General features: G+C 72.2%; 22 protein-coding genes. 15 read left to right on the top strand and 7 right to left on the bottom strand.

The window, feature by feature from the left end; all coding sequences use genetic code 11:
- Positions 1-46 precede the first annotated feature (46 nt).
- From AB0B58_RS03805 to AB0B58_RS03815, 3 genes are read left to right on the top strand one after another with little or no spacing between them, the layout of a single operon-like run.
- Positions 47-922, top strand: a complete 876-nt coding sequence (locus tag AB0B58_RS03805) for an ATP-binding cassette domain-containing protein (RefSeq protein WP_360216933.1) — start codon at positions 47-49, stop codon at positions 920-922.
- Entirely contained in the window at positions 919-3,063 is a 2,145-nt protein-coding gene (locus AB0B58_RS03810) for a YhgE/Pip domain-containing protein (protein WP_360216936.1), read from the top strand. Before AB0B58_RS03805 ends, AB0B58_RS03810 begins: the two co-directional genes overlap by 4 nt.
- 4 nt (positions 3,064-3,067) lie before the next feature.
- Positions 3,068-3,652, top strand: coding sequence for a TetR family transcriptional regulator (locus tag AB0B58_RS03815; RefSeq protein WP_360216939.1), 585 nt, complete (start codon positions 3,068-3,070; stop codon positions 3,650-3,652).
- 2 nt (positions 3,653-3,654) lie between these two features.
- On the opposite strand, the gene AB0B58_RS03820 is transcribed toward AB0B58_RS03815, so the two are convergent.
- Positions 3,655-4,263, bottom strand: coding sequence for a DUF998 domain-containing protein (locus AB0B58_RS03820; protein WP_360216942.1), 609 nt, complete (start codon positions 4,261-4,263; stop codon positions 3,655-3,657).
- A 65-nt stretch (positions 4,264-4,328) separates the two neighbouring features.
- A complete protein-coding gene (locus tag AB0B58_RS03825) occupies positions 4,329-4,724 on the bottom strand; it encodes a MerR family transcriptional regulator (protein ID WP_360216945.1) in 396 nt (131 codons plus the stop codon).
- Between the two features lie 687 nt (positions 4,725-5,411).
- Between AB0B58_RS03825 and AB0B58_RS03830 the strand changes: the two genes are divergently transcribed.
- The 6 genes from AB0B58_RS03830 (at position 5,412) to AB0B58_RS03855 (ending at position 12,269) form a co-directional block, all read left to right on the top strand.
- Positions 5,412-6,935, top strand: coding sequence for an amino acid permease (locus tag AB0B58_RS03830; protein WP_360216948.1), 1,524 nt, complete (start codon positions 5,412-5,414; stop codon positions 6,933-6,935).
- A 68-nt stretch (positions 6,936-7,003) separates the two neighbouring features.
- Positions 7,004-8,350 carry a glutamine synthetase family protein gene (locus tag AB0B58_RS03835; protein ID WP_360216951.1) on the top strand — a complete coding sequence of 449 codons (1,347 nt, stop codon included), beginning with the start codon at positions 7,004-7,006 and terminating at the stop codon, positions 8,348-8,350.
- A 36-nt stretch (positions 8,351-8,386) separates the two neighbouring features.
- On the top strand, positions 8,387-9,748 hold the full coding sequence (locus tag AB0B58_RS03840) for an aldehyde dehydrogenase family protein (RefSeq protein WP_360216954.1): 1,362 nt from the start codon (positions 8,387-8,389) through the stop codon (positions 9,746-9,748).
- Entirely contained in the window at positions 9,714-10,523 is an 810-nt protein-coding gene (locus AB0B58_RS03845) for a 3-oxoacyl-ACP reductase (protein WP_360216957.1), read from the top strand. Before AB0B58_RS03840 ends, AB0B58_RS03845 begins: the two co-directional genes overlap by 35 nt.
- 251 nt (positions 10,524-10,774) lie before the next feature.
- On the top strand, positions 10,775-11,461 hold the full coding sequence (locus AB0B58_RS03850) for a gamma-glutamyl-gamma-aminobutyrate hydrolase family protein (protein ID WP_360216960.1): 687 nt from the start codon (positions 10,775-10,777) through the stop codon (positions 11,459-11,461).
- Between the two features lie 58 nt (positions 11,462-11,519).
- Positions 11,520-12,269 (top strand): gamma-glutamyl-gamma-aminobutyrate hydrolase family protein, encoded by a 750-nt coding sequence (locus AB0B58_RS03855; protein WP_360216965.1) that lies wholly within the window; start codon positions 11,520-11,522, stop codon positions 12,267-12,269.
- 21 nt (positions 12,270-12,290) lie between these two features.
- Here AB0B58_RS03855 and AB0B58_RS03860 read toward each other — a convergent pair whose 3' ends face one another.
- On the bottom strand, positions 12,291-12,860 hold the full coding sequence (locus AB0B58_RS03860) for an HD domain-containing protein (RefSeq protein WP_360217485.1): 570 nt from the start codon (positions 12,858-12,860) through the stop codon (positions 12,291-12,293).
- Positions 12,861-12,961: 101 nt separating this feature from the next.
- On the opposite strand from AB0B58_RS03860, the gene AB0B58_RS03865 reads away from it, so the two are divergent.
- The gene (locus AB0B58_RS03865) at positions 12,962-16,603 is read left to right on the top strand and encodes a SpoIIE family protein phosphatase (RefSeq protein WP_360216968.1); all 3,642 of its coding nucleotides are present in this window, start codon (positions 12,962-12,964) and stop codon (positions 16,601-16,603) included.
- Between the two features lie 9 nt (positions 16,604-16,612).
- Here AB0B58_RS03865 and AB0B58_RS03870 read toward each other — a convergent pair whose 3' ends face one another.
- Positions 16,613-16,930 (bottom strand): STAS domain-containing protein, encoded by a 318-nt coding sequence (locus tag AB0B58_RS03870; RefSeq protein ID WP_360216971.1) that lies wholly within the window; start codon positions 16,928-16,930, stop codon positions 16,613-16,615.
- Between the two features lie 118 nt (positions 16,931-17,048).
- Between AB0B58_RS03870 and map the strand changes: the two genes are divergently transcribed.
- Both map and AB0B58_RS03880 read left to right on the top strand, forming a co-directional pair.
- Positions 17,049-17,906, top strand: a complete 858-nt coding sequence (gene map / locus AB0B58_RS03875; protein WP_360216974.1) for a type I methionyl aminopeptidase — start codon at positions 17,049-17,051, stop codon at positions 17,904-17,906.
- Complete coding sequence (locus AB0B58_RS03880; RefSeq protein ID WP_360216978.1) at positions 17,903-18,595, top strand: VIT1/CCC1 transporter family protein; 693 nt, start codon at positions 17,903-17,905, stop codon at positions 18,593-18,595. The genes map and AB0B58_RS03880 overlap by 4 nt, the downstream gene beginning before the upstream one ends.
- Before the next feature lie 29 nt (positions 18,596-18,624).
- Here the strand turns inward: AB0B58_RS03880 and AB0B58_RS03885 are convergent, their stop codons facing one another.
- The 3 genes from AB0B58_RS03885 to AB0B58_RS03895 are packed head-to-tail and all read right to left on the bottom strand — an operon-like array spanning position 18,625 to position 20,257.
- Positions 18,625-19,335: a nucleotidyltransferase domain-containing protein gene (locus AB0B58_RS03885; protein ID WP_360216981.1), complete on the bottom strand. Its 711-nt coding sequence runs from the start codon at positions 19,333-19,335 to the stop codon at positions 18,625-18,627.
- Positions 19,336-19,376: 41 nt separating this feature from the next.
- Positions 19,377-19,799 (bottom strand): DUF4439 domain-containing protein, encoded by a 423-nt coding sequence (locus AB0B58_RS03890; protein WP_360216984.1) that lies wholly within the window; start codon positions 19,797-19,799, stop codon positions 19,377-19,379.
- Positions 19,796-20,257 carry a hypothetical protein gene (locus AB0B58_RS03895; RefSeq protein ID WP_360216987.1) on the bottom strand — a complete coding sequence of 154 codons (462 nt, stop codon included), beginning with the start codon at positions 20,255-20,257 and terminating at the stop codon, positions 19,796-19,798. Before AB0B58_RS03895 ends, AB0B58_RS03890 begins: the two co-directional genes overlap by 4 nt.
- Positions 20,258-20,474: 217 nt before the next feature.
- On the opposite strand from AB0B58_RS03895, the gene rimP reads away from it, so the two are divergent.
- The 3 genes from rimP to AB0B58_RS03910 are packed head-to-tail and all read left to right on the top strand — an operon-like array spanning position 20,475 to position 22,541.
- Positions 20,475-21,149 carry a ribosome maturation factor RimP gene (gene rimP / locus AB0B58_RS03900; protein ID WP_360216990.1) on the top strand — a complete coding sequence of 225 codons (675 nt, stop codon included), beginning with the start codon at positions 20,475-20,477 and terminating at the stop codon, positions 21,147-21,149.
- The gene (gene nusA, locus AB0B58_RS03905; RefSeq protein ID WP_360216993.1) at positions 21,146-22,162 is read left to right on the top strand and encodes a transcription termination factor NusA; all 1,017 of its coding nucleotides are present in this window, start codon (positions 21,146-21,148) and stop codon (positions 22,160-22,162) included. Before rimP ends, nusA begins: the two co-directional genes overlap by 4 nt.
- Positions 22,140-22,541 (top strand): YlxR family protein, encoded by a 402-nt coding sequence (locus tag AB0B58_RS03910; protein ID WP_360216996.1) that lies wholly within the window; start codon positions 22,140-22,142, stop codon positions 22,539-22,541. Before nusA ends, AB0B58_RS03910 begins: the two co-directional genes overlap by 23 nt.
- Positions 22,542-22,544: the final 3 nt, after the last annotated feature.

The raw sequence follows: 22,544 nt of genomic DNA on the forward strand, positions 1-22,544 counted from the left end.
GTAAGTTTTTTGAACTGACCAGTCAGTTTGAAAAGTTGGGTGTCTGATGCCGGTGCTGACCGCGACCGGGGCGGGCGTACGTCGCCGCCGCCGATGGCTCTTCCGCAATCTCGACGTCACCGCTGAACCGGGCGAGATCGTCGCGGTCGTGGGCCCGCCGGGCAGCGGCCGGACGACGGTCCTGCTCGCACTCGCCCGGCGCTTCAAGCTGTCGGCGGGCAGCGTGGTCGGCTCGGCCGCGCTGGGCTACGTGCCCGACGTGACCTCGCCCGAGCCCGTGCTGACGGTGCTCGAGCACGTCCGGGAGCGGCTGCTGCTGGTCGGCCGGTCGCCGCGCGAGGCCGTGGAGGTGCCGCTGCTCGGACTCGACCCGACGCTGAAGGGTTTCGAGCTCAGCCCCTATCAGCGTCAGGTGCTCGGGCTCGTGCTGGCCCGGCTGGAGAACCCGCGGGTGGTGGCGCTCGACGGGGTGGACGAGGGACTGGACCGGCGCGAGTCGCTGTCGCTCTGGGGCCTGCTCGCCGACGTCGCCGCCGACGGCATCGCGGTCGTGGTGACCGCCCGGGAGGTCGACCCGGCCCGGGTGTCCACATCGGTGCGCCTCGGCGGGGCCGCGGAGCAACCGCCGGGCCCGGCGCTCGAACAGGCCGACGACGCGCGGCTCCGCGAGCGGCGGGTGGCCCGTGCCGCCGCGGAACTCCTCGCGCCGGCCGGCGGTGGCGATGAGCCGCCGCCACCGGACCCGGAGGCCGAAGGCGAGCCGACCGAAGCCGCCGTGCAGGACGAGCCGGCCGCTCAGGGCGAGTCAGCCGCGGAGCCCGAAGCGGCCGCGGAAGACGAGGCGGCCGCGACAGACGAAGAGACCGCGGAAGACGAAGAGACCGCGGAAGACGAAGACGCGCGGGGCGAGGAGAAGTCATGACCAGGTTGTCCAGCGTGCGGCTCGCCGGTTTCGAGCTGCGCCGCTTCCTCCGCGGCCGCCTGCCCGCGGCCGCCCTCGTGGTCGTCGCCGTCATCCCGCTGCTCTACGGCGCGCTCTACCTCTACGCCTTCTGGGATCCCTACGGCCGCCTCAACCACATCCCCGCCGCCCTGGTCGTCGAGGACGTGCACGCCACCGCGACCGACGGCACCAGGGTGCACGCCGGCCAGGACCTCGCCGACGAGCTGATCGAGCGCGAGGTCTTCGACTGGCACGTGACCGACGAGCGCGGCGCCGAGGCCGGCCTGGCCGACGGCAGCTACCAGCTCGCGCTCCGCATCCCGCGGGACTTCTCCACCAACCTGACCACCGGGCCCGACGCCGACGCCGTACCGAAGTCCGCGCAGCTCATCGTGCTCAGCGACGACGCCACGAACTATCTCTCCGGCGTCTTCGCCCGTACCGCCTTCGAGGAGGTGCGGGTCGCCGCCGCGAAGAGCGCGCAGACCGGCTACTTCGACAAGATGCTGATCGGCTTCACCGATCTCAAGAAGCAGACGCGGGAGGCCGCCGACGGTGCCGGGAAGCTCGACGACGGCCTGACCGACGCGAGCTCGGGCGCCGACAAGCTCGAGGGTGGACTCAACGACGCCAGCAGGGGCGCCGGGCAGCTCTCCGGCGGACTCGGCAGCGCCGCGCGCGGCGCCGGTGACCTCGCCGACGGGCTGGCCACGCTGCGGTCCGGCGCGGCACAGCTCGCCTCGGGCACGAAGCAGGCCGCGGCCGGTGGCAAGCGGCTGGCTAGCGCGGTCGACACCGCGGCCGACCGGATCGAGCCGATGCTGCGCAACAACGCCAAGCGCATCGAGGACGCCGCGAACAAGGCCGCGGACGGCGCCGACCTGCTCGCCCGCAACGTCGGCAAGCTGAGCGCGGCCGCCGATGACGCGGTGGAGCGCTCCGAGCGGCTGAAGGCGTACCTGGACGGCCTGCCCGACGAGACGCCCGGGATCGGCGAGGCGCGCGCGACCGCCGGGGAACTGGTCGCCGCCGCGAAGCGGGTGCAGTCCATCATCCGCAGCGCCGACCTGGACGGCCTGAGCGAGCGGCTGCACGATGTCGCCGTGACGGCGCGCAAGGTCGCGGACGCCGCACCGCGCCTGGCCGACGACGTCGCCACCGCCCGCAAGAAGATCGACGACCTGGCCACCGGGCTCGGCGAGCTCGCGACGGGCGCGCAGCGGCTGAACAACGGCGCCGCCGACGCCGCGGCCGGTGCCACGGACCTGCGCGGCGGCATCTACCGGCTGGCCTCCGGCGCGCGTCAGCTCAACGGTGGACTCGGTCAGCTGTCCACCGGCGGTCACCAGCTCGCCACGGGCCTCGGCGACCTGCAGGGTGGCGCCGCCGAGCTGGCCGACGGGCTGTCGGACGGCGCGGAGGAGATCCCCGGTTACGGCGAGGACACATCGGAACGGGCGGAAGCGCTGAGCGAGCCCGTCGGTCTCGACCGGACGGTGCGCCACCCGGCCGCGACCTACGGCGTCGGCTTCGCACCGTACTTCCTGGCCCTGGCCCTCTGGGTCGGCGCGATGATCAGCTTCATGGTGCTGCGCCCGCTGAACCGGCGGTACATCGTCTCGGCCGCTCCCGCGTACCGGGTCGCCCTCGCCGGCCTGCTGCCGGCGGTGGCGGTCGGGCTGGCGCAGGCCCTGCTGCTCTTCGTCGTTGTGGTGTTCGGGCTCGGCCTGAGCCCGGTGAACCCGGTGGTCACCCTCGCGCTGATGCTGATGACCGCGGCGGTATTCGCGGCGATCATGCAGCTGCTCGGCGCCGCGCTCGGCCCGGCCGGCCGGATCGTCGCGCTGGCGCTGCTGATGTTGCAGCTGACCTCGTCGGGTGGCACCTATCCGGTGCAGACCACGCCGGGCTTCTTCCAGGCGATCCATCCGGTGCTGCCCATGACCTACGTCGTCGGGGCCCTCCGGCACGCGATCGATGGAGGCTCGGCCGGTACGGTAATCACGGGCATGCTGGTGCTGCTGGGCTACGGCCTCGGGGCGCTGGCCCTGACCGTGGCGGTCGCCAGGCGGGCACGCCGCCTGACCCCGTCCGCCCTGCATCCGGAGCTGGTGATCTGACAACGTGGACGGTAGGACCCGCAGGCGCGAGGACACCCGGCAGCGCCTGTTCGAGGCGGCGGTTGAGCTGATCGCGGAGCAGGGCTTCTCCGCGACCACGGTGGACGACATCGCCCTGCGGGCCAAGGTCGCCAAGGGCACCGTCTACTACAACTTCGCCTCGAAGACGGCGCTCTTCGAGGAGCTGCTCCGGCACGGCATCGGCCTGCTGACCGACGACTTCCGCGCCGCGGTAAAGGGCCTGCCGCCCCGGGAGGCGGTGGCGGCCCTGATCCGGGCGCAGCTCGAGTACATCCGCCGCTACCGGGCGTTCGCGCAGCTGCTGCTCTCGGAGATGTGGCGCACCAACCGGGAGTGGCAGCAGACCCTGGTGCTGCTGCGGGAGGAGGCGATCGGGGCCATCGCCGAGACCGTCCGGGCGGGCGTCGACTCGGGGGACCTGCCGGCGGACCTCGACGTCCGGGTGGCCGCCTCCGCGCTGTTCGGGGTGGGCCTGGTCGTGGCGGTCGACTGGCTGGTGTTCCAGCCGGAGCGCCCGATCGAGGACGTCGAGCGTTCCCTGCTGGGCCTCGTCCGCCGGGTCGTCTGACCTCAGCGGACCGCGGACCCGTCGCGCCGCGCCGGCGCCGGGGACGTGCGCCCGCGGGTGCGCGGCAGCGCCGTCAGCAGCGACGTGCCGACGAGCCAGCCGACGCCGACGAGCAGGACGAGCCGTTCCAGGGCGGCGCCGACCGGGCCGCGGCCGACCAGCAGCATGATCAGGCCCAGCGCGCCACCCAGCGGCACGATGAGCGCCGCGGCGACGGCGGCTGGCCGGCGGAGCGCGGGACGCAGGGCCGGGCAGGCCGCGACCGCGACCATCGCGCCGGCAAGCAGCATCGACGCGACGATGGTGGCCGCCGCGTGCACCACGTCGCCGGCGGTCGTCGGCTCGAAGGGCGGCAACGGGCAGCGGCTGCTGCAGGGCACGGCGCCGGAGGTCGCGGCGAAGGCGGCGGCGCCCCCGAGCAGCAGCGCGACGAGGCGGGACCGGCGCCGCAGGGCGAGCCCGAGGAGCCCGGCGCCGGCGGCGAGCAGCACCAGCCCGAGGCGGTACGGCGCGGCCAGCGGCAGCCCGGGGGCGCCGGCCTCGCTGATGTATCCCCGCAGCCACGACCCGGGCGCGGCGACCAGTGCGAGGATCATGATCAGTACGCCCACGAGGCTCGCGCACCCGGCGACCGCGGCGGCCGTCCGGGCGCGCGCCGAGGAGTCAGGCGGCGCGATCAGGGCGCCACGGAGCGGTCCGGGCGGGGCGACGGGTAATACCTCGTCATCGCGATGTCCGGATGGGTCTGCGTGGGCAGGTCGGCGTCGTCGTCGGCCGTGAGGACGCCGCCCAGGGCGACGATGCGGCGGTGGGCCGCCGCCAGCCGATCCTCGAGCATCACGATGCGGCACGCCGCGGTCAGCAGGATGCCCTCGTCGAGCAGCTGCCGGACCCGGACGGCCAGCTGCAACTGGTGCCGGGAGTACCTGCGGTGTCCGCCGAGGGAGCGTTCGGGCTCGATCAGGCCGGCCGCGCCCAGGCTGCGCAGGAACGCCGGCGTCACGCCGATGATGTCGGCGGCGCGACCCATCGTGTACGCCGGGAAGTCGGCGTCGTCGAACGCGGTGCCCATGCTTCCTTTCGTCAACGTCGGGACACAGTCCAAGGCCCCGGCGGGTTACCGGGGCCCTGGCTGTTCAATTCTGCGGCCGACCGTCGTCGGCGCCGTCCATCCGCCTGCGTGCCGCTAGCGGACGGGCTGAGTGATGGGCATCGGCTGCGATCACCTCTTGTCGGGTCGGGGACGTTGCGATTACGCGTTGCTGCGGTATCTCGTCCTCCTTAACCAACTCAGCGTCCTTGCCAGTTGCGTGTCGGCTGTGCGTTGCCGACCCTCCCCATGTTAGGTCGGTCACCTGCGAATTTCTAGCCTCGCCGCTGTAGATTTTTAGGGCGAATGGGGCGGCGACGCGGGGCGGGCGCATGGCGCAGCGCGATGCCGCGTCGAGAGAGAGGTGACCGCGCCCCGCGTCGCCGCGGGTGTGGGGCGCCGGAGGCGCCCCGGGTGTTCGCCGGGCCTGCCGAGGGCCCGGTCGCTGCTCCGCAGCGCTCAGAACACCGGCAGGGCCGCGCGGGAGATTCGGCGCGATGAGCCGCGCTCCGCGATTCGATGCCCTGACATGTCTACGAGTGTGCGGGTTGCCCTTCGCGCCGGACAACTCAATTAACGCGGCTCATTGACGGCCGTAACACTCCGGGTAGATCATCACCGAACAGCAGTGGCCCAGGTCACAGCTGCCCCTCGGTCAAGGGAGTCGCAATGAGCGTTAACCCTGCACCCAGCACCGACGAAGAACGACTCGCCCAGCTCGGCTACCAGCAGGAACTGCACCGCCGACTGTCCGGCTTCTCCAACTTCGCGGTCTCCTTCTCGATCATCTCCATTCTGGCCGGCGCCATCACGTCGTACGGCATCGCGATGACCGCGGGCGGGCCGATGGCCATCACCCTCGGCTGGCTCTTCATCGGCATCATGGTCACCTTCGTGGCGCTCGCGATGGCGGAGGTCTGTTCCGCATACCCGACCGCCGGCGCCCTCTACTGGTGGGCGGCCGCGCTCGCCAGGAAGAACAAGGCCGCCTGGGCCTGGTTCATCGGCTGGTTCAACTTCCTCGGCGAGGTCGCCGTCACCGCGGCCATCGACTTCGGCGCGGCCATCACCACCTCGGCGTTCCTCAGCCTGACCTTCGACATGGAGGTCACCAAGGCCCGCACCTTCGTGATCTTCCTGATCATCATCCTGGTGCACGGCCTGCTGAACACCTTCGGCGTGAGCCTGGTCCGGCTGCTCTCCGACGTCAGCGCCTGGTGGCACCTGATCGGCGTCGCGGTCATCGTGGTGATGCTCACCGTGCTGCCCGACCAGCACAAGCCGATCTCCGAGGTGTTCTTCGAGGTACGCAACGAGACCGGCTTCACCTTTGCCGGCGCCGGCGTCTACGCCGTCCTCATCGGTCTGCTGATGGCTCAGTACACGTACACCGGCTACGACGCCTCCGCGCACGTGGCGGAGGAGACCCACGACGCCGCGCGGGCGGCTCCCCGGGGCATCGTGCTCTCCGTGGTGGTTTCGGTGGTCGCCGGATTCGTCCTGCTCGTCGCCATCACCTGGTCGATCCAGGACTACGAGACCGCGCGGACGACCGCCCTCGGCCTACCACCCGCGCAGATCTTCATCGACGCGGTCGGGCACAACTCGGGCACCTTCCTGCTCTTCATCTGCATGGTCGCCCAGTGGTTCTGCGGCATGGCGTCGGTCACCGCCAACTCGCGGATGGCGTACGCGTTCTCCCGCGACGGCGCGCTGCCGGGCTCCTCGATCTGGAAGAAGGTGAACCCCCGCACCGGCACCCCGACGAACTCGATCTGGCTCTGCGTGGCGATCTCCTCGCTGCTGGTGCTGCCGTCGCTGTGGAACACCACCGCCTACCTGGCGGCCACCTCCATCGCCGTCATCGGGCTCTACATCGCCTACGTCGGTCCCGTGCTGCTGCGCCGGATGAATCCGGAATTCCAGCCCGGGCCGTGGAACCTCGGCAAGTGGAGCGCTCCGGTCGGCTGGATAGCGATCGTCTGGGTCGTCGTCATCTGTGTCCTGTTCATCCTGCCGACGGCCAGCCCGATCACGGCGACCACCTTCAACTACACGATCGTCGCCGTGCTGGTCGTGGTCGGCGCGGCCACCGTCTGGTGGTTCGCCAGTGCCCGGAAGTGGTTCACCGGCCCGAGGTCGAACCTGATCGAGAAGGCCGCGCACGGGGAACCGATCCAGCCGACCGAGTGATCGGTACGCGGGGGCCGGGCTGCCGGTCCGGCCCCCGAACGCCGGCCCGATGCGATAGGACTTCTCCCATGGAACTAGAGGACCTGGACGTCGCCGTCGCGAACGGCAGCATCGACACCGTTCTGCTCGCGCTCACCGACATGCAGGGGCGGCTCCAGGGCAAGCGGCTGCACGGCCGCTTCTTCATGGACGAGGTCGTGACGGGCGGCAGCGAGGGCTGCAACTACCTGCTCGCGGTCGACGTCGACATGAACACGGTGGACGGCTACGCGATGTCGTCGTGGAGCAGCGGCTACGGCGACTTCGTGATGAGGCCCGACTTCGCCACGCTGCGCCGGGTGCCGTGGCAGCCCGGCACGGCAATGGTCCTCGCGGACCTCGCGACCACGGACGGCGAGGCCGTCTACGCGTCGCCCCGGCAGATCCTGCGCAGGCAGCTCGACCGGCTCGCCGAGCACGGGCTGACGGCCTACGCGGGCACCGAGCTCGAGTTCGTGCTCTACAAGGACACCTACGAGCAGGCCTTCAGCCGGAACTACCGGAACCTGACCCCGGCGAACCAGTACAACGTGGACTATTCGCTGCTCGGCACCGCCCGGGTCGAGCCGCTGCTGCGCCGCATCCGCAACGAGATGTACGGCGCCGGCCTCGTGCCGGAGAGCGCCAAGGGCGAGTGTAACTTCGGCCAGCACGAGATCGCCTTCCGCTACGCCGACGCGCTGACCTGCGCCGACAACCACGTCATCTACAAGAACGGCGCCAAGGAGATCGCCGCGCAGGAGGGCATGGCGCTCAGCTTCATGGCCAAGCCGAACGAGCGCGAGGGCAACTCCTGCCACATCCACTTCTCGCTGCGCGGCGACGACGGCCGCTCGGCGATGCTCGGCGACGGGCCCGCACACCTGAGCGTCACCGGGCAGCGGGTCGTGGCCGGGCTGCTCGCCACCATGCGCGAGTTCAGCCTGCTCTTCGCGCCGAACATCAACTCCTACAAGCGGTACCAGCCGGGCTCGTTCGCACCGACCGCGCTGCGCTGGGGCGTCGACAACCGCACCTGCGCGCTGCGGATGGCCGGGCACGGCCAGGGCATGCGGGTGGAGAACCGGGTGCCCGGCGGCGACGTCAACCCGTACCTGGCGATCGCCGCGCTGGTCGCGGGGGCGCTGCACGGGCTGGAGCACGAGCTGGAGCTCGAGGAGGAGTTCCGGGGCAACGCCTACTCCGACGCCGCCGCGCCGCGGGTGCCCGGCACGCTGCGGGACGCCCTCGAGCTGTGGGACCTGAGCCCGGTCGCGGCGGACGCGTTCGGCGCCGACGTGGTCGCGCACTACACGAACATGGCGAAGGTCGAGGTCGCCGCCTTCGACGCCGCCGTCACCGACTGGGAGCTACGCCGGGGATTCGAGCGCCTGTGACCCGCAGCGTGTGATGATCAACGTGGGAGGTGGCGTGTGGACAGCACCGATGTGATCAATCCGGCGACCGGGGCGGTGTTCGCGGCCGTGCCGTCGAACGGACTCGCCGAGACCGACGCCGCGATCGAGCGGGCGCAGCGCGCCTTCCTCTCGTGGCGCCACGTCGCCCCGGGAGACCGGGCGCGACTGCTGCGGCGCTTCGCCGCGGTGGTGGGCGAGCACATCGAGGAGCTGGCCGGCCTGGAGGTGCGCAACTCGGGCCACACCATCGGCAACGCGCGCTGGGAGGCGGGCAACGTCCGCGACGTGCTCGACTTCTACGCGGGGGCGCCGGAGCGGCTGTCCGGGCGTCAGATCCCGGTGGCCGGCGGCCTCGACGTCACGTTCCACGAGCCGCTCGGCGTGGTCGGCATCATCGTGCCGTGGAACTTCCCGATGCCGATCGCCGGCTGGGGCTTCGCACCCGCGCTCGCCGCGGGCAACACCGTGGTGCTCAAGCCGGCCGAGCTGACCCCGCTGACCGCGATCCGCCTCGCCGAGCTGGCGCTCGAGGCCGGCCTTCCCGAGGACGTCTTCACGGTGCTGCCCGGCAAGGGCCGGGTGGTCGGGCAGCGCTTCGTCACCCATCCCGCCGTGCGCAAGGTCTGCTTCACCGGCTCGACCGAGGTCGGAAAGTCGATCATGGCGGGCTGCGCCGACCAGGTGAAACGGGTGACCCTCGAGCTGGGCGGCAAGAGCGCGAACGTCGTGTTCGCCGACGCCGATCTGGAGCGCGCGGCCGCGAGCGCACCCGCCGGCGTCTTCGACAACGCCGGGCAGGACTGCTGCGCCCGGTCGCGGCTGCTCGTGCAGGACTCGGTGTACGACCGCTTCCTCGCCCTGCTCGAGCCGGCCGTCAAGGCGTTCCGGGTACGAGACCCCGCGCTGGAGACGGCAGACATGGGCCCGCTGATCTCCGCCGGGCACCGCGCCAAGGTGGCCTCCTACACGGCCGGCGCCGAGATCGCGTTCGCCGGCGAGGCGCCCACCGGCGACGGCTGGTGGTTCCCGCCCACGGTGCTGCTCGCCCGCTCGGCCGGCGACCCGCACTGGCGCGAGGAGGTGTTCGGGCCGGTCCTGTCGGTGCTGCCGTTCCGCGACGAGGCCGAGGCCATCCGGCTCGCCAACGACACCGAGTACGGCCTCTCCGGCTCGATCTGGACCCGTGACCTGGGCCGGGCGCTGCGCGTCTCGCGGGGCGTCGAGACCGGAAACCTCAGCGTCAACTCGCACTCGTCGGTGCGCTACTGGACGCCCTTCGGCGGCATGAAGCAGTCCGGTCTCGGCCGCGAGTTGGGTCCCGACGCGCTGCTGTCGTTCACCGATGTCAAGAACGTCTTCATCTCGACGGACAGCTGAGAGGTCATCTGTGGAACGTTTGCAGGATCGGGTCGCCGTCATCACCGGCGCCGGCAGCGGCATCGGACTGGCCACCGCGCGCCGGTTCGCCGCCGAGGGTGCCAGGGTCGTCTGCGTCGACATCTCGGCGGATGCCGGCAAGGCGGCGGCCGATGAGGTGGGTGGGGAGTTCGTCGCCTGCGACGTCAGCGACGAGGCGGCAGTCCGGGCGCTCTTCGACGGGGTGGCCGAGCGGCACGGCCGGGTCGACATCGCCTTCAACAACGCCGGCATCTCGCCGCCGGACGACGACTCGATCCTGGTCACCGGCCTGGACGCGTGGGAGCGCGTGCTGCGGGTGAACACCACAAGCGTCTTCTTCTGCTGCAAGTACGCGATCCCGCACATGCAGCGCCAGGGCAAGGGATCGATCATCAACACCGCGTCGTTCGTGGCGCTGCTGGGCGCGGCGACGTCGCAGATCGCGTACACGGCCAGCAAGGGCGGCGTGCTCGCGATGACCCGCGAACTGGGCGTGCAGTTCGCCCGGGAGGGCATCCGGATCAACGCGCTCTGCCCCGGCCCGGTCGCGACCCCGTTGCTGATGGAGCTCTTCGCCAAGGACCCCGAGCGCGCGGCACGGCGCCTGGTGCACGTACCGATGGGCCGCTTCGCGGAGCCCGCGGAGATCGCGGCGGCCGTGGCGTTCCTGGCCAGCGACGACGCGTCCTTCATGACCGCTTCGCAGTTCGTCGTCGACGGCGGTATCACGGGTGCCTACGTAACACCTCTGTAATTGTTTAAGAAGTCTTTACATCGGGCAACGACCCTGTACGCCCGGCTCGCGCCGGGCGAAGGGGCCGCATCTCCGCTCATGCACGCTGCAATCGCTGCACGGGCGGTCCGAGGGTCCGGGCGCGGCGTTCGGCTTCCAGAGCGGGCGCCGCGCACCCGGATCCGGGCGTTGCGGAATTGCGTCCGGTTCGGCGTCCGGATCATCCGCTCGGGCGACCTGATCCGTAACCGGACCTGGATACCGTAGGAAAGATGCGACCTGTCATCGGCATCACCACCTATGTGGAGCCTGCCACCTGGGGGGTGTGGCACGAGCTGCCCACCACGCTGGTGCCGCACGACTACGTCGCCGCCGTGACCCAGGCCGGCGGCCGGGCCGTCCTGATCCCGCCCGACGACCTCGACGCCGACGTGCTGCGCCTGCTCGACGGACTCGTACTCAGCGGCGGCGCCGACCTCGGTCCCGAGCTCTACGGCGCCGAACCGGCGCCCCGGACCGTCGTCCGGCCGGAGCGGGACGCCGCCGAGATGCTGCTCGCCCGCGCCGCGCTCGCCCGTGACCTGCCCATCCTCGGCGTCTGCCGTGGCATGCAGCTACTGACCGTCGCCGCGGGCGGCACGCTGCACCAGCACCTGCCGGACCTGCTCGGGCACGAGCGCCACCGCCCCGCGCCGGGCGTCTACGGGATGCACGAGGCCCGGTTCGCCGAGGGCAGCCGGATCGCCGGCCTGATGGGCGAGGACAACCGGGTGCACTGCTTCCACCATCAGGGTGTCGACGATCCGGGCTCGCTGACGATCACCGGCCGGGCCGAGGACGGCGTGCCGGAGGCGGTCGAGGATCCGTCGCGGAGCTTCGTGCTCGGCGTGCAGTGGCACCCGGAGGTGATACGGGACAAAAGGCTGTTCGGCGCCCTGGTGGCCGCCGCAGGAGGCTAAGGAACGCCGGGCGGCCGCCGATACGCAGGTTTTGCAGGCGAAGGAGGATCGCAGGAGTATGCGCAGGCCATTGATCGGATTGACCGCGTACGCCCAGCAGGTCAGGTACGGCACCAACGACCAGCTGGTCGGCATGCTGCCGATGTCTTACGTCAAAGCGGTGCACGCAACCGGCGGCCGCGCGGTACTGATCACGCCTGACGATCCCGGCACGGACGTGCTCGAGTCGCTGGACGGCATCGTCTTCGCCGGCGGCGGCGACGTCGATCCGGCCAACTGGGGCGCCGAACCGCACCCCGCCACCGAGTCCGACCCGGTCCGGGACACCTCCGAGCTGATGCTCATGCGCGCCGCCCTCGAAGCGGATCTTCCCGTGCTCGGCGTCTGCCGCGGCCTGCAGGTGATGGCCGTGGCCACCGGCGGCTCCCTGCACCAGCACCTGCCCGACCTGATCGGCCACGAGCGGCACCGGGCCGCGCCGGGCACCGACCCGCTCGCCGCCGACTCCTCCGACTTCGGGCGCCACGACGTGGTGCTCAAGTCCGGTTCCGTCGCCCGGGCGCTGCTCGGGCCGAGGCTGACCGTGAACTCGTTCCACCACCAGGCGATCGACGACCCGGGCGGCTTCACCGTGGCCGGATGGTGCCCGGAGGACCGGGTCGTGGAGATCATCGAGGACCGCGACCGGTACTTCGCCCTGGGCGTGCAGTGGCACCCCGAGCGCACCGGTGACCTGCGCGTCTTCGCGGCCCTGGTCGATGCCGCGGCCGGCCGGTCGGGGCTGGGCGCGACCGCGATCGCGGCCTGAGCCGGCCCGGGACCAGCCGGGTCAGGGGAGTATCGGGTACGACGCCTGGAACGCGAGGCGGGCGTCCGCGCCCGCCGCGAGCTGCCGGAGCACGTCGTCCAGCTCCAGGAACGCCTCCCACGGCGCCCCGCCCAGCAGGGCGCACACCAGCCTTTCGAGCTCCTCCACCCGGGCCGCGCGCCATACCTTGTCCGCGAGGCTGACCAGCAGATCGTCGAGCGTGACGTGCGGGTCGTCCCAGGAGGCGTGGCTGCCCGCGAACCGCGCGAGGTGCGCCGGCACGCCGTACCGCAGGAGCAGGTCCCGGCCCGCCTCCTCGTGCGCGTGCCCCGGAGCGGAGAGCTCCCCGACGTGGATGATCTTGCCGATGTCGTGCGTCGCGGCGCCGAACAGCACGGCGGTGGTGTCGAATTCCAGGTCCGGCCGGCGGCGTCCCAGGGTGTCCGTGAGCGACCACGCCACGTCGTGCACGATCCGCAGGTGCGCGCCGAGCCGCGGCGGCGCGTTCAGCTCGCGCAGCAGTTCGGCCGCCGGCCCGGGCAGCGGACGCAACGACGATTCGGTCAGAGCGAGATCAAGCACGGAAGACATCACGGCGCAACGCTAGCCACGGCCCGGCTACCGCTGAAAGCGCCGACGGCCGGGTGTTACCGTGCCAGAACTTGACGGCCGAACCATCCGCGGGAGGACGCATGCGGGCGAGCGCGGACGGCGCCGTGCCGGAGCGGCTGCGGACGGCGTTCGAGCGCGGTGGCGAGATGGGCCGCCGCATGCACGAGCTGGACTGGGCGTCGACACCGCTCGGCGAGCCGGCCGGCTGGGCGCCGGAGCTGGCCGACGCCGTCTGCACGATGCTCGCCTCCAGGGCGCAGATCATCCTCTTCTGGGGCCCGGAGCACTGCGCGCTCTACAACGATGCCTACCTGCCGACCATGGGCAGCAAGCACCCCGGCCACCTGGCCCGCCCGGGCCGGGAGATGTGGGCCGAGACCTGGTCGCTTCTGCAGGAGCTCTTCCACGACGTGGTGGCCCGCGACGAGGCGTTCTACGCGGCCGACCACCTGTTCATGCTCGAGCGCTACGGCTTCCTCGAGGAGACGTACTTCGACGTCTCCTACGACCCGATCCGGCTCCGCGACGGAAGCGTCGGCGGCGTCTTCTGCATCGTCAGCGACACCACGCGACGGGTCCTGGCCGACCGCCGCGTGCGTACGCTCAGCGCCCTGGGCTCCCGCCTGGCCGACTCGCCCGATCAGGCCGCGCTGGGCACCCAGGTCGCGCAGGTCCTCGGCGAGAACGACGCGGACGTGCCGTTCGCCGCCCTCTACCTCGATGATCCCGACGGCGGCGGCGAGCTGGCCCTGGCCGGGGTCTGCGGCGTGCCGCCGTCCGCCTGCTGGCCGATCGGTTCCGCCGCGCACACGGTCGTCGACGAGGTCATGCGCTCACACCGGCCGGGCACCCTGCCGGTCGCCGACGCGGCCGACCCGCCGCCCGCGGCCGCCGCGGCCGAGGCGCTCGTGCTGCCGGTCGGCGCCGGCACCAGCGACGTCGGGGTGCTGGTCGTCGGGGTCAGCCGGTTCCTGGCGCTGGACCGCGGTTACCGCGACTTCCTCGACCTGGCCACCGCACAGATCTCCCGCGCGGTGGCCAACCTGCGCGCCTACGAGCAGGAACGCCGGCGGGCCGCCGAGCTGGCCGCCCTGGACTCGGCGAAGACGAACTTCTTCTCGAACGTGAGCCACGAGTTCCGCACCCCGCTGACGCTGATCCTCGGCCCGCTCGAGGAACTGCTCGGCGGCTCCGGGCTCAGCGACGACCAGCGGGAGCGGCTGCTGCCGATGCAGCGCAACGGCATGCGGCTGCTCAAGCTGGTCAACACCGTGCTCGACTTCTCCCGGCTGGAGTCCGGCCGGCTCAGCGCCGCGTACCGGCCCACCGATCTTGCCGACTACACCGCCCGGCTGGCCAGCACGTTCCGGTCCGCGGCCGAGCGGGCGGGGCTGAGTTTCGACGTCGACTGCCCGCCGCTGCCCGCGCCGGTGTACGTCGACCGCGAGATGTGGGAGAAGATCGTCTTCAATCTGCTCTCCAACGCGGTGAAGTTCACCCCCGCCGGCGGCATCACGATCGGCATAGCCGAGCGCGCGGGTTCCGCAGTGCTCGAGGTCAGCGACACCGGCGTCGGCGTCTCCGCCGCCGAGCAGCGCCTGCTCTTCGACCGCTTCCACCGGGTCACCGGCGCCTGGTCCCGCAGCCACGAGGGCACGGGCATCGGGCTGGCCCTGGTCCGCGAGCTGGCGGAGCTGCACGGCGGCACGGCGACCGCGCGGAGCGAGCCGGGCGTCGGCAGCACTTTCACCGTCGAGATCCCGCTCGGGACGGCGCACCTGCCCGCCGACCGGGTCATCGGCGACGGCTCGACGGCCGTACCGGACGAGCAGGCCCGCCTCTACGTCGAGGAGGCGCACTGGTGGCTGGACGAGTCCGCGCCCGCGCAGGCCGACCCGGGCGGGGTACAGGACGCCCGGCGGGGGCGGGTGCTGCTCGTGGACGACAACGCCGATCTGCGCGATCACGTCGCCCGGCTGCTCCGGCCGCACTGGGACGTCACTGCCGCGGTCGACGGCGTCGACGCGCTGGAGCGGGCCCGGACGGAGCACTTCGACCTGGTCCTGACGGACGTGATGATGCCGCGGCTGGACGGCTTCGCCCTGATCAAGGCGCTGCGGGCCAACGAGCGCACCCGGGACGTGCCGATCGTGGTGCTCTCCGCCCGGGCCGGTGAGGAGTCCTCGGTGGAAGGGCTCTCGGCGGGCGCGGACGACTATCTGGTCAAGCCGTTCTCGGTGCGTGACTTGACCGCCCGGGTCCGGGCCAACCTCGAGCTGGGCCAGGCCCGCAGGCAGATCATCAGCCGGCTGCGCGGCCTGGTCGACGCGGCCGCGGCCGTCAACACGGTCCGCACCACCGCCGAGGTGCTCGACGTCGCCGCCCGGCATGTGCGGGCGATGACCTCGGCGGGCCGCGTGGTGGTCACCACGCCGGGCGCCCGGGCCGAGGTGGACGGCGGTGCCGCCGCCGCGGACGCCGCGGACGCCGTCCTGCCGCTGCCGGACACGTCCGGTGCGACGCTCGGCGAGCTGAGCGTCTGGTCCGGTGCGGACGGCCCGCCCGAGCCGGTGCTGCTGACCCAGCTCGCCCGGCTCATCGGCCTGCGGCTGGAGAACGCCCGGCTCTACGAGGCGGAGCACCGCATCGCCAGCACGCTGCAGCACAGCCTCCTGCCGCACACGCTGCCGCGGGTGCCCGGGGCCATCGTGGCGAGCCGCTATCTGCCCGGCAGCACCGAGGCCGAGGTCGGCGGCGACTGGTACGACGTCTTCCTGGCCCCGGACGAGCAGCTCTTCCTGGTGATCGGGGACGTGGTCGGCAAGGGCGTGCAGGCCGCGGCCGGCATGGGCCAGCTCCGGAACGCGCTGCGGGCGTACATCCTGGAGGGTTTCGACTGCGGCGAGTCGCTGAGCCGGCTCAACCGGCTGGTGGACAACCTCGGCGGGCGCCAGTTCGCGACCGTCGTCTGTGTCCGCTTCGACCCGCGTACCCGGCGGCTGCACTACTCCTCGGCCGGGCACCCGTCGCCGATGGTGGCCTTGCCCGGCGAGGAGGGCGAGCTGCTGTACGCGAAGGCCCTCGGGCCGCCGATCGGGGCGCTCCGCGACGTCAGCTACCCCACCCGCGAGGCGGAGCTGGCGCCCGGGCAGCGGCTGCTGCTCTACACCGACGGCCTGATCGAGGACCGGCGCAGGGGCATCGACGCGGGCCTCGCCGAGCTGCGTACCGACCTCGCCAAGCCGACCGAGCACGTCGAGGACCTGCTCGACGGCCTGCTCGCCCGTGCCGCGCAGCAGACCCGCCGCGACGACATCGCGCTGCTCGCGCTGCAGGCCACCGAGCCGCGCGAGTTCGCGCTGCGGCTGCCCGCCGACCCGACCCGGCTGCGCGTGCTGCGGCGCCGGCTCGAGGACTTCCTGGCGGCGAACGGCGTTCCCGAGAACGACGTCTTCGATCTGACGGTGGCCGTATCGGAGGCGGCGGCGAACGCGATCGAGCACCCGATCGAGCCCGCCGAGCCGGTGATCACAGTGGAGGTGTCGGTCGGCGACGACGCGGTGACGGCGACCGTACGGGACACCGGCACCTGGCGGCCGGCGACCTCGGCCGGCTTCCGCGGGCGCGGGCTGGCGCTCATCGGCGCGCTGTCGCAGCTGTCGGTGGACCGCTCGGAGACCGGCACGGCCGTGACCCTGCGGCGGCCGATCAGCCGGTCCTGACGGGCCGGCTCAGCCGCGCCGGCGGAGCCAGGGCTGGCCGGCCAGGCCGGAGATGTCGAGCACCCGGTGCACCTGTGGCGACGGGATCACCTCGAGGGTGCCCGGATAGCGCTCCGCGAGCCTGATCAGCGCGTGGATGGCGGCGGAGTCGAAGAAGGTGACCGCGCGCAGGTCCAGGGTGACGCCGCCGGTACCCTCGCCGGTCGCCGCCGCGAACATGGAGTCGGCCGTGGACATGTCGACCTCGCCGCTGACCACGACGGTGGCACGGTCGCCGTCCGTCGAGGTGCTGGCCGAGAAGATCGTCTCGGCGCTGTCTTGATCCACGCTGACACGATTACACAGCGGCCCAGGGGCGGCAACAACCGGTCATCAGGGTCAACCGAGCTGTTATCTACCGTCACACCGCAGGGGTGCCGCAGGCGGGCGGCGATAAGCTGGGCCGATGACCGTTCGTGCCCCTCTCGTGCCGGGAAAGCAGTCGCCGTGGCGGGCGGTGCCACCGCAGATCACCCGCCCTGAATACGTCGGGAAGAAGCGTCCGAAGGAGTGGCGCGGCTCGCACGTGCAGACCCCCGAGACCATCGAGCGGATGCGCGTCGCCGGGCGGATCGCCGCGCAGGCCACCCAGCTCGCCGGGGAGCACTGCAAGCCGGGCGTGACGACCGACGAGATCGACCGGGTGGTCCACGAGTTCCTCTGCGACCACGGTGCGTATCCGTCGACGCTGGGCTACAAGGGGTTCCCCAAGTCGTGCTGCACCTCGCTCAACGAGGTCATCTGCCACGGCATCCCGGACACGACGGTGCTCGAGGACGGCGACATCGTCAACGTCGACGTGACGGCGTACATCGGCGGGGTGCACGGCGACACCGACGCGACCTTCTGCGTCGGCGACGTCAGCGAGGAGGCGCGGCTGCTGGTCGAGCGGACCCACGAGGCGATGATGCGCGGCATCCGGGCGGTGGCACCCGGGCGGCAGATCAACGCGATCGGCCGGGTCATCGAGGCCTACGCGCGCCGCTTCGGCTACGGCGTGGTCCGCGACTTCACCGGACACGGCATCGGCGAGACGTTCCACAGCGGGCTCTACATCCCGCACTACGACAACCCGCGGCTCGACGTGGCGATGGAGCCCGGCATGACCTTCACCATCGAGCCGATGATCACCCTCGGCACCCACGATTACGAGACCTGGGACGACGGCTGGACGGTCGTCACCAAGGACCGCAAGTGGACGGCGCAGTTCGAGCACACGCTCGTGGTGACCGAGGAGGGTTACGAGATTCTGACCCTCCCGTGACGGCGACGGAGCACCACAATGACGTCTCCGGCGGGTGGCTGCGGGCGGCCACCTTCGGCGCGATGGACGGCCTGGTCACCAACATCGCCCTGATCGCCGGCGTCGGCGGGGGCGGCGTCGGCCGGCAGACCCTTGTCCTCACCGGCGTGGCCGGCCTGGTGGCCGGCGCGATCTCCATGGGCATCGGCGAGTACACAAGCGTCCGCACCCAGAACGACCAGGTCGCGGCCGAGCTGGACAAGGAGCTGCACGAGCTGCGGGTCGACCCGGAGGGTGAGGCCGACGAACTGGTCGGCTTGTGGACCGCCCGGGGCCTGCCCGAGCCGCTCGCGCGCCAGGTGGCCGACGTGCTGAAGGCGAATCCGGAGCAGGCGCTGCGGGTGCACGCGCAGGAGGAGCTCGGTGTCGTACCGGACGAGCTGCCGAGCCCGTTGACGGCCGCGGCGTCATCCTTCGTGTGCTTCGCGATCGGGGCCGGGGTTCCGCTGCTCCCGTACCTGCTGGGCTTCGACAGCCTGCCCGCCGCTCTGCTGGTCGGCGGCGCCGGCCTGTTCGGGGCCGGCGTCCTGTTCGCTCGGTTCACCGGCCGCGCCTGGTGGCGCGGCGGCCTGTGGCAGCTGACGCTCGGTGCCGCGGCGGCCGGCGCGACCTATGTGGTCGGCGCGCTGATCGGCGTCGGCATCGCCTAGGACACGCGCTGGCGCGGATCTCCCGTGCGTTACTCGAAGAGGGCGCCCAGCGGGCCGTCGACCGGGCGGCCCCGGGCGGTCAGGTCCTCCGCCTGCGCGTGCAGGACGGCGGCCAGCTCGGTCGCGTCCGCCCCGGCGAGGCCGGTGCGCTTGACCGCGTCGGCGCGGTTGCGGAAGTACGTGCGGCTGAGCAGGCCGCTGACCATGGCGGCGTGCAGCCGCGCCTCGGCCAGCAGGATCAGGGCGGCGTCGGTCTCGTACCACTCGGCCAGCCGGACCGCCCGGGCGTGCGCGGCCGAGGCCACGCACCAGTTGCGCCGGGCGAGCCCGGAGAATTCACCCGGGCGGGTCTCGGCGAGCTTGCCCAGGTGTGCGTCGCGCTGGGCGCCGAACCAGCCGCGCGGGTCGAACAGGTCGCGGGTGGTCAGGTAACGGTCCGCCTCCAGCGGCCAGCGCGGGGTCAGCTCCGTGGCCCGGCGCAGGCCCTCGTCGGCGGTGCCGACGCTGAGATCGACCAGGATGCCGTCGACCCGGCGCAGGGCGGCGCGCGGCCCGGCGTTCGGCCGGTACGTGACGACGTGCAGGTTGAGGTCGCTGCTGTCGGAGTCGTCGCCGTGCGCCATCGAGCCATGCACGCCGATGGCCCGCACCTCGGCCGACCAGCGGCGCAGGATCACGTCACGGAGCCGGGTGGCCAGGTGCCAGCGGGGGTTGGCCAGGTCGTACTCGTCCTGCGACACCTGCGTCATTCTCGGGCAAGAACCCGAAGTGTGAAAGCTCCTCAGGCTCTTCCCGGCCAGGCCATCGTCGCGGGGGTGACCTCGCCGAGGCGTCGCCACCGGGTCGCGCGGACGGCCGCGTCGATCAGTGCGTTCAGCGCGGTCGCCCGGTCGGCGCCCTCGCTGGCCGGCAGCACCGCCCGCCAGGCCTGCGCGACGCCGTCCTCGACCTGGATGGCCAGCTTCAGCGCGCCGGCCCGGTCGGTGACCTCGAACGGCAGGTCGTAGCCGGCGGGCGCGGGCGCGGCGCTCGCCTGCAACGCGGAGAGGCGGCTGACCAGCGCGTCCCGCCGAGCCCGGTGGGCCGCCTCGGCCGCGCGGGCCTCGGCCAGGTCACCCTCGCCGGTCAACTGCACACCGAGGATCCCGTACGCGTAGATGGCCGCCTCCTCCGCGGCCAGCGCGGCCGACAGTTCCGCGCTCATCGCAGGGCCTCCGCGTGGGTGGCGCGGGCGGCGGCGATCGAGCCGGCGAGACCGGCGCGGGCGGCCGGTGCGGTGCGGCAGGCCGCGGACGCCGTCTTCAGCGCCGCCAGCTCGGCCTTGCGCAGGGTCGCCACCGAGTCGGCCGCGTCGCCGCCCGCCACCGGCGCGCTCGACGCGGGCGCGCCCGAGGGCAGCGTCACCCCGATCACCCGGGCCAGCTCGGCCGCGTGTGCCCGGTGGTCCTCGGCCAGCGGCTGGAGCCGCTTCGCGAGCCCGGGCTCGGCCAGCACCGCCCGGTCGTACGCCGCTGCGAGCTGCAATGCCTCGTCCAGCACCGGCTGCAGCGCGTCCGGCGGCGGGACGGGCTCCGGGTCGTCGTCGAGGAGCCCACAGCCCGCCAGCGCCGTCGCGCTCAGCGCCGTGCCGGCCGCCAGGCGGATCAGCTGACGTCTTTTCACGCGGTAAGTCAACACCATCGTGGCCATGCCCCGGCGCGGACGCCGCTGACCTGCGCATGGCGCGGATTCGGAGCGGCGGCGGCCGGGCCGCGCCAGCGGCGCGTTACGCTCTGCGTCAGCCGCCGGGGATTTCGCCCCGGTGGCATCCCGGTGTTCCCGGCGTTCGGCGTGCGGAGCCCTCTCCGCCCGCCGCATTCGAGCAGAAGGGTTGGGCCCGATGACGCAGCGTGATCGCGGCGGTGCCCGGCCGGCCAACCGCCGCAGTGGCGGCCGCAGCCGCGATGCCGTCGCAGAGACCCGAGCCCCCGCCGCTCCCCGCATCGACCTGGTGGCCGCGAGGTCCCGGGTGCGCGCGGTGATCGAGCCGGTCGTCGTCGCCGCGGGTTTCGACCTCGAGGACGTAAGCCTGTCCCGCGCGGGCCGGCGGCACGTGGTCCGGGTGCTGGTCGACGCCGACGGCGGCATCAGCCTGGACGACGTCGCCGTGGTGTCCCGGGAGATCTCCCAGGCCCTCGACACGGCCGAGGAGACCGGCGGCGAGGTGCTGGCGGGCGAATACCAGCTGGAGGTCGGCTCGCCCGGCGTGGACCGGCCGCTGACCCAGCCCCGGCACTGGCGGCGCAACGTGAGCCGGCTGGTGACGGTCACCGTCGCGGGCCGGTCGCTGACCGGCCGCGTGACCTCCGCCGACGAGAACGGCATCGTGCTGGACGTCGACGGCAGCAGCAGTGAGGTCCCGTACGCGGACCTCGGGCCCGGCAAGGTCCAGATCGAGTTCAAGCGGCTGGACGAGGCCGTCTTCCCGGACGAGGAAGAGCCGGACGACGACGAGCCCGTTGACGAAGATGAAGATGAAGACGACGACGAGAATGGGGAGGGCGAGGGGAGATGAACATCGACCTCGCGGCGCTGCGCGCCCTGGAGCGCGAGCGGGAGATCCCGTTCGAGACGATCCTCGCGGCGATCGAGACAGCGCTGCTGACCGCGTACCGGCACACGGACGGGGCCGAGAGCCACGCCCGGGTGGAGATCGACCGTAAGAACGGTGCCGCCCAGGTCTTCGCCCAGGAACTGGACGCCGACGGCACGATCGTGCGCGAGTGGGACGACACACCGCACGACTTCGGCCGCATCGCCGCGATGACCGCCAAGCAGGTCATCCTGCAGCGGCTGCGCGAGGCCACCGACGAGGTGCACTTCGGCGAGTACGCGGGCCGCGACGGTGACCTGGTCACCGGCATCGTGCAGGCCGACGCGGCGCGCGCCGAGAAGGGCATCGTCATCGTCGACCTGGGCAAGCTCGAGGCGGTCCTGCCGCAGGCCGAGCAGGTGCCGGGGGAGACCTACGAGCACGGTTCCCGGATCCGCTGCGTCGTGGTGCACGTCGCGAAGGGTTTCCGCGGCCCGCAGATCACCCTGTCGCGGACCCACCCGGCGCTGGTGAAGAAGCTCTTCGCCCTCGAGGTGCCGGAGATCGCCGACGGCACGGTGGAGATCGCCGCGATCGCGCGTGAGGCAGGTCACCGTACGAAAATCGCGGTGCACTCGCGGGTGACCGGCGTCAATGCCAAGGGCGCCTGCATCGGCCCGATGGGCCAGCGCGTCCGGGCCGTCATGAGCGAGCTGCACGGCGAGAAGATCGATATCATCGACTACTCGGAGAACCCGGCGCATTTCGTCGGAAACGCGCTCTCGCCGGCCAAGGCGCTGCGGGTGGAGGTGGTCGACGCGGCCACCCGGACCGCCCGGGTGACCGTGCCGGACTTCCAGCTCTCCCTGGCGATCGGGCGGGAAGGGCAGAACGCCCGGCTGGCCGCCCGGCTGACCGGCTGGCGCATCGACATCCGCCCGGACAACGAGCCGGACCCGGCCGTGGAGCGCGATGCCGCAGAGACCGGAAGCTGACCGGATACGCGAGCGTCCGGTACGGGGGGTAGACTTTCGGGTGGCCGGTCCGACACGAACCTGTGTTGGGTGTCGCTCACGCGTGCCGGCCTCCGATTTACTGCGGTTCGTCGCGGTCGGAGCGGAGGGTGACCTCCGGCTTCAGCCCGATCCGGGCCGTCGACTGCCGGGTCGGGGAGCGCATCTGCATCCTGATCCGGCCTGTTTCGCGCAGGCGGAGCGGCGTCGTGCCTTCGGGCGCGCGCTGCGACTCACCGGTGTTGCTGACACCGGATTGCTTGCCGAGCACATCCGCGCGGTCTCCGTGCCGCGTGGAACAACCGATGATGGAGCGGTAAGTGCCCCATCCATGTCCAGCAAGGTAGGACGACCCAGATGAGCA

Source organism: Actinoplanes sp. NPDC049118 (assembly GCF_040648555.1).
Lineage (GTDB): Bacteria > Actinomycetota > Actinomycetes > Mycobacteriales > Micromonosporaceae > Actinoplanes.